Raw genomic sequence first — 4,773 nt, 5'->3', positions numbered from 1 at the left:
TCCGCCCTCGCCTGCCCCCTGAACTCCTGGCTCGGGGCAAGGGTGGTGATCTGGATCACGCCGCCGGTGGCGTTCCGCCCGAAAAGCGTGCCTTGCGGACCCTTGAGGATGGCGATCTGCTCGATATCGTCGAGCTGGCGGAGGCCTTCCCGTTGCTGCGGAAAGTAGACTCCATCGATGTAGAGCGCGACCGGGTTCTCGACCACGTTGCTCGACGTTCCGATGCCGCGGATGGACGGCTGGAAGGAGCCGGCCGTGAGGCGAATGTTGAGCCCCGGCGCGACGGAAACGAGCTGGAGGGAGTTCGTGATCCCGCGGGCCGCAAGCTCCGGGCCGGAAGCAACCGTCACCGCGATCGGAACTCGTTGTAGATTTTCAGCGCGCTTTTGGGCAGTCACCACGACTTCGCGGAGACCCTGCACCTCCTGGTCGGCCGAATTGGGGTTTCCTGTGACCTCTTGGGGCCGAGCGTCGGGCTCCGGCGAAGAGCCTGTCGCAATAGCATCCGCGTTCGCCGAAGTGGCCGGTCGCGATTGAGCGAACGCCGGTGCTCCGGTTGCCAAGAGAATGGTTGACGCGCAGTACAGCATCCGCCTCGTGCTTGGACGTCCTCGGTCAATGATTGCAGAAGACGATAACAACGGTTCGATCGCTTTGATCGAGACATTGCGCGAGGAACGGGACTGCAAAGCCTCGTCTGCCATAACCTCTCCTATGATCGCCGATCGTACGCCGGCAGTTCACTTCCGTCTTGGGAAGCATTATTGTGAGTTATCGTTAAGGTATCTGTGGATTGCCGGGAGAGTTCAACTTTGCTGCGCCGATACCCGAGCGGGTTCACCGCTCCGGAGGGGCTCCGGTCGGTGCGCTCGATCTGAGCCTCGCAGCCGGAGTCGAATGTGCAACAGGCGAGCGTGAACGAGGCGAAGCCGCCGCGTGTCGGACATGACGATGCGGCTCCTTACCGCTCGTCGGTTCACTCGGAAGGAAAAGACTTCCAGCGCGACCTGGACTCGGAGGTCCTTCGGAACACCTGCGCCGGCTCGATCCACGCGGAGTATCAGAACGTCGTAAAAACCATCTGAGCCTCACCCTTGAACGGAGTAGGTTCACGGAAAAACGAAGGAGAGGGACGTGGACACCGAACGAACAGCATCGCCGGGCAACCGGCTCGCGGCCGCGATGCAGGTCCGTCGTCCGTGACCGATCCCCGGAAGATCTTGGACGAGGCTCCCATGAGCCGCACGCAGGTGCGCGCCGTCGCCGTGGTCGCCGCCTTGTCGGCGCTGGACGGTTACGACGTCCTATCGATGACGTTCGCCGCTCCGGGGATCTCCAAGGCCTGGAACGTCGACAAGGGCGTGCTCGGCCTCGCCCTGGCGAGCGGTCTGGTCGGCATGGCCGTTGGATCGCTGCTCCTCGCTCCGTTCGCTGATCGCTACGGCCGGCGACGCATCGTGGTCGTGAACCTTCTTCTGATGATCGGGGGAATGCTGATGGCGGCCTTTGCCGGTTCGATCGTCGAGCTCTCCGTGATGCGCGTCGTAACCGGTATCGGAATCGGCGGGATGGTGCCGATCATCGTCCCGCTAGCCGCCGAGTTCGCCAACTCGCGGCGGCGTCGGCTCGCCTTGGCCGTCATGTCGATCGGCTACCCGATCGGGGGATTGGTGGGAGGGCTCGTCGCGGCATGGCTGCTGCATTCGTACGATTGGCGTGCGGTGTTCCTGTTCGGCGCGGGCATGGGGCTGCTCCTACTCGTCGCGGTCCTGATCTGGCTGCCCGAGCCGCTCGCCTTTCTGCTCACCCGTCGTGACCCGGATAGTTTGGAACGCGTGAACGCCTATCTCCTTAGATGCGGGCAACGCCCCATCACCATCCTTCCACAGTCGACCCAGCCATCGACTGCGACGCCATACCGCCAGATCTTCTCGCCGGCCCAGCGCGGATCGACGCTGACCATCATGACGGTGAACCTGCTCTTCATCACGACGGTGTATTACATGTTGAGCTGGATGCCCCAGATCGTCGCCGACGCTGGTCATACCGCGTCGTTCGCGACATTGGTGGCGACCGCCGCGAGTCTTGGCGGCATTTTGGCCTGTATCGCGGTGGGAGCGGTCGGCGAGCGCCTGGACCTCCGCGCGACGGTGGCGACGCTGATGATCGGTTTCAGCGTCTTCACGATCGTGTTCGGCGTCACGCCTGCGACGCCGGCTGCGCTTCTCGTCGTCGGGGGCCTGGCCGGAGTGTTCCTGTATAGTGGAACGTTGGGGCTCTACGCGCTCATCGTCGAGACGTTCGAGCCGGGAATGCGGACGACGGGAGTCGGGTTCGTGATGGGGATCGGTCGGGCCGCGGGGGCGGTCGCACCAGCGCTGGCGGGCCACCTCTTTGCTATTGGAACCGGTCGTGCTGGCGTGTCGGCGATCATGGCGATCGGTGCATTGATCGCGGGGCTGCTGGTCATGTCGATGTCCGTGCGTCATGCACAACGGCTGGCACCGGCGGCCTGAGTCGCGAGATCGTGCCGGGTGCGACGCGGCAACGGTATTCAGTTCGCCGTCGCAGCCGCCGGGGTTTCCTGATTGGTCGCCGCCAACCGCTCCGCCTCCCTCAGCATGGCGTCCAGCCGGGCGCGAGGATAATAGCGGCCCGCTCGCAACACCCCACGGATCCGGTGCAGGGCACCGACGCTCGCGACCGGATCGGCGTCTAGGAGCACGAGATTCGCGTCCTTGCCGACCTCAACGGTCCCCATGGTCGCCTCCCGGCGCATGTACCGGGCCGGAAGCAGCGTGGTCATCTGCAGCACCTTGAGCGGCGCGACGCCCGCCCGGGACAAGAGATCGAACTCCTCGTGCAGCGAGAAGCCCGGCGTCAGCCAGGACCCGCCGAAGTCCGACCCGGCCAACATCTTCGCGCCGTTGGCGTCGAAGAGCCGGGTCACGCGCAGCTCCAGCCGGAACAGGTCGGCCAGCGTAGCCCGGTCGGCAGCCGGGATCCTTTCGAAGCGCGACAGCAGCATACGCCATTGCCGCACATTGGCCGCCTCCACATAGCGAAGGTTTGGATCGGTCGCGAAACGAGGATCGGTCGGGACGTAGTTGGTCTGCATCCGGATCAGCGTCGGCACCTGCCATGTCCCGCTGGCCGCGAACGTCCGTGCGAGCTCGCCGCACTTCTTCTCGTCGAACGTGTCGATCATGCGCCGGAAGAGCGCGAGCACGACCGGGGGCAGCGCGATCGACGGCGTCTTGAACAGCGCCGGCTCGAGCGCGCGATACGTGCTCGGTATCTTGAGGAACGCCGCTCGCAGCGCCGCCTCGTCGGTCGAGCATGCCTGGATGAGCCCCGCGTCGGGGCCGAGATGCTCGACCGAGGTCATGCGATGCGCGACGACGTCACGGATGTCGAGCGTCGCCGGTACATGGCCGCCGACCGGGAGACCCGACCTGACCGCCTCGTCGACCACGGCCATGTAGGCCCCGGGCTGATACTCCACGGGACCGCCGTCGATGATCTTGATGAACTCGGCGCCCATTTGCTTCTGCTTGGCGACCTCGACGACGGCCGCTTGCGGCGTCGGCGCGGTAGCGCCCAGGATCGGTGGACCCGCCATCTGAAGTATCTCGGGCGCGACCGACCCCATGGGCAGCGTTCCGGCCCGCCGCTGCGACAGCTGAGGCGGGGAGCTCGCCATCACGCGCACCCCGGTGATGCCGTTCGCGACCATCATCGGGAACACGAGTCGCACGTCATAGTCGGGCTGCAGCGGATGGACGTGCATGTCGTTGAACCCGGGCACCACGAACTTGCCGCGGCCGTCGATCGACGAAACCCCGGCGCGCGTCTTCGATCGGTCCGTCCGCGCGATCCTGGCGATCTTCCCGCCGGCGATCTCGACGTCCATGCCGGGCCGCAACCGGCCGTCACGCGTGTCCACGATCGTGACGTCGCGGATGACCAACGGGACGTCCACATCCCCTTGGGCGACCGCGGCGTGCGAGGCCGTGCCGACCAGCATCGCGGTCAGGAACGCGCAACCCCGGAGACGATTCCGGATGGTGGCACACCGGGGACGACTTACCGCAGCGGTCGCTTCACAGGCCATCGGACATACCTTCCTGATATGATCCGCTCGCGGCGGAGGTGGGCGGCTCCGGAGCCGGCATCTGCCCGGCCCCGTAGCGAATCAAAACTTTACCGACCCGCGAACGCCGTACGTCCGGGGTGCCGTCGTCCCGTTGATGAGGATGTTGGCGATCGGGTTCAGCGACGAATAGATTGGGATGCGGTTGTTCTCGAGATTGCGGACATACGCGGAGAGCGACCAACGATCGTCGGCCGGCCCGAAGGCGAGCTGCGCGTCGGTACGCCAATTGGACCCGATCGTCTGCTCGTCCAGGTACTGGAATCCAATCGCGCGCCTTGATTTGTATTGCGTGTTGACGCCGCCGACGAGCTTGTAGTCGCCGATCTCGATCGTCTGCTGCGCGGCCAGGTTGACCGTCCATTTGGGCGAGTTGTACGAAGGTCGGCCGGCGCAGTCGACATCGTAGAGCAGCGGGTTCGCGTTTACCGATACGTCGCATCCGGTCAGCGGCGGCGGCGCCCCGGGCACGCCCACGGCCTGCTGGTACGCGAACACCCTATTGCGCGCGTCTAGGTACTGGACGTCCCCGCTGAGCAGGGTCGTCGGGGTAAGAAGAAACTGGCCCTCGACCTCGACGCCCTTGATGCGTGACTTGCCGATATTCTGCGTGAAGTTGG

Annotated in this window: 4 protein-coding genes; 1 reads left to right on the top strand and 3 read right to left on the bottom strand. The window is 65.3% G+C overall.

Annotated features, from left to right (window positions below):
- Positions 1-704 (bottom strand): TonB-dependent receptor plug domain-containing protein (locus ACFE7F_RS14750; protein ID WP_375404610.1); only part of this gene is annotated, 704 nt, incomplete at its 3' end.
- A gap of 531 nt (positions 705-1,235) precedes the next feature.
- Between ACFE7F_RS14750 and ACFE7F_RS14745 the strand changes: the two genes are divergently transcribed.
- A complete protein-coding gene (locus ACFE7F_RS14745; protein WP_375404609.1) occupies positions 1,236-2,516 on the top strand; it encodes an MFS transporter in 1,281 nt (426 codons plus the stop codon).
- A gap of 38 nt (positions 2,517-2,554) precedes the next feature.
- Here the strand turns inward: ACFE7F_RS14745 and ACFE7F_RS14740 are convergent, their stop codons facing one another.
- Together ACFE7F_RS14740 and ACFE7F_RS14735 are read right to left on the bottom strand one after the other, a co-directional pair.
- Entirely contained in the window at positions 2,555-4,027 is a 1,473-nt protein-coding gene (locus ACFE7F_RS14740) for an amidohydrolase family protein (protein ID WP_375404608.1), read from the bottom strand.
- A gap of 168 nt (positions 4,028-4,195) precedes the next feature.
- The coding region (locus tag ACFE7F_RS14735; RefSeq protein ID WP_375404607.1) for a TonB-dependent receptor domain-containing protein at positions 4,196-4,773 on the bottom strand (578 nt) is incomplete at its 5' end.

It is taken from the genome of uncultured Sphingomonas sp., assembly GCF_964235535.1.
GTDB lineage: Bacteria > Pseudomonadota > Alphaproteobacteria > Sphingomonadales > Sphingomonadaceae > Sphingomonas.
The sequence above is the reverse complement of the archived record's forward strand: the minus strand, read 5'-3'. Positions and strand labels throughout refer to the sequence as shown.